This window comes from Chamaesiphon sp. OTE_20_metabat_361 (genome assembly GCF_031364565.1).
Map to the genome: position 1 here is coordinate 1 of NZ_JANLWO010000275.1, position 3,561 is coordinate 3,561.

At 48.5% G+C, this 3,561-nt stretch carries 4 protein-coding genes; all 4 read right to left on the reverse strand.

The annotated features are described in order from the left end of the window. Window positions 1–757 (reverse strand): transketolase C-terminal domain-containing protein (locus RMO35_RS07940; RefSeq protein ID WP_309740039.1); only part of this gene is annotated, 757 nt, incomplete at its 3' end. Window positions 758–927: 170 nt separating this feature from the next. Beyond that, on the reverse strand, window positions 928–1,185 hold the full coding sequence (locus RMO35_RS07945; RefSeq protein ID WP_309740042.1) for a hypothetical protein: 258 nt from the start codon (window positions 1,183–1,185) through the stop codon (window positions 928–930). A 102-nt stretch (window positions 1,186–1,287) separates the two neighbouring features. After that, on the reverse strand, window positions 1,288–2,925 hold the full coding sequence (locus RMO35_RS07950; protein ID WP_309740044.1) for a pseudouridine synthase: 1,638 nt from the start codon (window positions 2,923–2,925) through the stop codon (window positions 1,288–1,290). Window positions 2,926–2,992: 67 nt separating this feature from the next. Continuing rightward, on the reverse strand, window positions 2,993–3,561 hold a 569-nt coding region (locus RMO35_RS07955; protein ID WP_396135627.1), incomplete at its 5' end, for an NAD(P)/FAD-dependent oxidoreductase.

Here is a 3,561-nt window from a genome sequence, read left to right on the forward strand (position 1 = left end):
TCTTTTTGATCGAAGCCGAGATAGTTTCCATATCCAGTGGCTTGAGCGAGATCAAGTCGATCACTTCCGGATCGTAGCCTGCTTTTTCTAAGATCGCCACGGCTTGTAAGACGTGATAGCGCATTCGAGAATAGGTCAAAATTGTGACATCCTTGCCCGATCGCACCACTTCAGCTTTATCAAGAGCACAGACATAGTCGGTATCTGGCAGATCTTCTTTGAGGTTATAGAGCAGTACATGCTCAAAAAACAACACCGGGTTGTCATCGCGAATGGCGGCTTTGAGTAGACCTTTGGCGTTGTAAGGAGTCGAACAAGCCACGATTTTCAGACCGGGTACGGCTTGGAAGTACGCTTCTAATCTTTGGGAGTGCTCGGCACCTAGTTGTTTGCCCACACCACCAGGGCCGCGAATTACCAACGGAATTGTAAAATTACCACCAGAGGTGTAGCGCAACATCCCCGCATTATTAGAAATCTGGTTGAAGGCAAGGAGCAAAAACCCCATGTTCATCCCTTCAATAATCGGTCGCAGTCCGGTCATGGCAGCCCCTACAGCCATCCCCGTAAAACTATTTTCGGCGATCGGGGTATCTAGTACCCGCATGTCTCCATACTTCTTATAGAGGTCTTTGGTGACTTTGTACGAACCGCCGTAGTGTCCGACATCTTCACCCATCACCATGACTGCTGAATCCCGCGCCATCTCTTCATCGATCGCGGCACGGAGGGCATTAAAAAATAGAGTTTCTGCCATGCTAGGTTTACAACACTTAAATTTCTCAGATCTTACTCTAGCAGAGTTAGGGGATAGGGAGTAGGGAATAGAGGGTAGAGGGTAGAGGGTAAAGGGGAGGGTTAGATGGTGGAGGAGATTCCCGACTTCTCGAAGAAGTCGGGAATCTCGTAAGATATGAGCATTTGAAGCTAAGAGTTGCCCTGTCCGGTGATATGCCGTAAGATAATATCGATTTTCCGATTTTGTTCGTCTTGTTTCTGGCTTTGCTCGTCAAACCGTCTATTCATGTTTTCTTCCAGTGCGTCGATTTCCTCATAGACGCGATTAAAAGAGTCATTTAATTCTCTCCAAGTCACCTGAGTGTCTTCAAGTCTACTCACTCTTCTATCCAGTCTTCGGAGCGATCTAATTAGATCTGTATCGTCTGGTTCTCTGGCTTGTGTCATAGTGGCTAATAACGATTGATTCTCTAGACACCTTCACAAGTTCTTACTTTAGTCAGCGTCACTATATCTGTATTTTATCTCGATCGATCCCATCCGCCAGATCTAAAATGGGCACTGAGTTTGAATCGAAATTCGTTCTAATGTATCTGGATGTATAAAACTCAGTTCTCGCGCATGGAGATGCAATCTTTCTACATTCGCCTGACAACCATAGAGTCGATCGCCTAAAATACACACACCGAGCCCACGAGCATCGGCTGCATGGACGCGTAACTGATGCGATCGACCAGTCACAGGCATAAACTCAATCCGCGTGTAGCCATCGATTTGCCCCACTTCCTGAAACTTTGTCAAACTAGGTTTACCCAAACTAAAGTCTACCTTTTGGCGCGGTCGATCGAGCGGATCGCCCCATAATGGTAGACCGATCGAGCCTTTTTCTAATCCAATCCTGCCACCTAAAATCGCCTCATAAACCTTGTGCGTTTGTCGCGCCTCAAATTGCTGACTCAGATGTCGGTAAGTCAATTTATCCCGCGCGAGTAATAGTATCCCCGACGTATCTCGATCGAGTCGATGAACGCTATAAATTTCGGGATATAATTCCCGCAATCGAGTCAGCACGCTATCCTGTAGATCGATCGTCCGTCCAGGTACAGATAATAGTCCGGCAGGTTTATCAACAGCAATTAGATATTCATCTTCATAAATAATCGGTAAATCCAACTCTGACGGTTGCGGCGACAACCCCGCCAACATGAACCCCATCAGCGGCTGACACCGCTCCACACAAGCCCCATAAAACTCCCCCTGAATTCTTCTCCCCGTCTCCTCATCCCCCAGTCCCCCCGTCTCCCCGTCTCCCGCACCTCCCCACCAAAACTCCGCCATTGCGATCGGTTTCAACCCTTGACTGGCGGCATAATGCAGCAACTTCGGCGCACAACAATCGCCAGTTCCTGTCGGAATACCTGCTGGCATCAATTCTCGCAACGAGCTAGATGTGCCCAAAAAGTTCATCAACCGATAAGCATCGTGCATCTGTGTCTGAAGTTCGCGCGATCGAATTTTGCGTAGTTGCTTGAGTTCGCGAATTCGATCGTCAGTCCTGTTTAAAAGCTCCTGTAGCGGCTGTAAAACTGCATCGCGCGCTTGTTTGAGTTGACGGCGTTCGCGTCCGTCCTGGCGGCTTTGAGCGGTGAGTTCGTCTAAGGCTGCTGTTACTGCCAAGCCGCTAAGAGTAGATTCCTGTTGTCGCTGTTGCTGTCGAAATGCCTTGCGCTGACGATGCTCGATCGATAATTTCTCTAATTTAGCTGCAAATTCCGCTGTTAATAATCGATAGTGTTCTCGCGCTGGGATGCGATCTAATGCGATTAATTCTTGTTTCATCGCGGCTAGATCCGCTAGTGTAGCAGCTTCCGAGATCGCCACTCGATCGCGCCCCGGAATTGGCGGTACCCACCCACCCACCACCACCTCACCATTTAATAATCCTGAAAAAGCTTGAATCGAGTAATATTCCCCTGTAGTTGTTTCTACCAATAACACCCCATACATCTTACCTTCGCGGGCATATATATCTTCTTCCCGTGCCATTTCTACCATCAAATTACGGGCGATCTGTTCTGCTTCATGAGTACGTGGTAATTTTAATATTTTGCCACTGTGGGGACACAATCCTGCGTAGACATAGGTGATGGGAGGATTGGGATTGCGATCGGTAATACGATCTAGCATAACGAGCGAGGAAGAGAATTTATTGCTGTTAGTAGAATTATGAAAATTTTGAGGGACGGTTTACTGGTTAGGAAATTAACTGTTTCTGAATACTCAAAGCAACAGCTTCAGCGACCTTAATCCCATCCACCCCTGCTGAGAGAATACCCCCAGCATAGCCAGCCCCTTCGCCAGCGGGATATAAACCCTTGGTATTCAGGCTTTGATAGTCATCCCCGCGCTTGATACAAATCGGCGACGAAGTGCGGGTTTCGACTCCTGTCAGCACCGCGTCGTGCATGGCAAAACCATCGAGCTGCTTGTCAAAAGCTGGAATCGCTTCCCGAATTGCCTCGATCGCGTAATCTGGTAGACTCGAACTCAGATCGCACAGGTGAACACCGGGTTTATATGAAGGTTTGACAGATCCTAATTGGGTAGAGGCTTGTGCAGCCAAAAAGTCACCTACCAGTTGTCCTGGAGCCTCATACGTGCCACCACCGAGCGCAAATGCCTTCTCTTCTAGCCGTCGCTGAAACTCAATCCCAGCAATCGGGCTACCGGGATAATCCTCGGGTGTAATGCCCACGACGATGCCACTATTGGCATTCTTACCGCTGCGCTCGTACTGACTCATCCCATTTGTCACCACCCGCC

Bases quoted from the DNA above. Each gene is read 5' to 3' on its own strand.
- RMO35_RS07950 (WP_309740044.1), bottom strand. From the start codon at position 2,925: ATGCTAGATCGTATTACCGATCGCAATCCCAATCCTCCCATCACCTAT.
- RMO35_RS07945 (WP_309740042.1), bottom strand. From the start codon at position 1,185: ATGACACAAGCCAGAGAACCAGACGATACAGATCTAATTAGATCGCTC.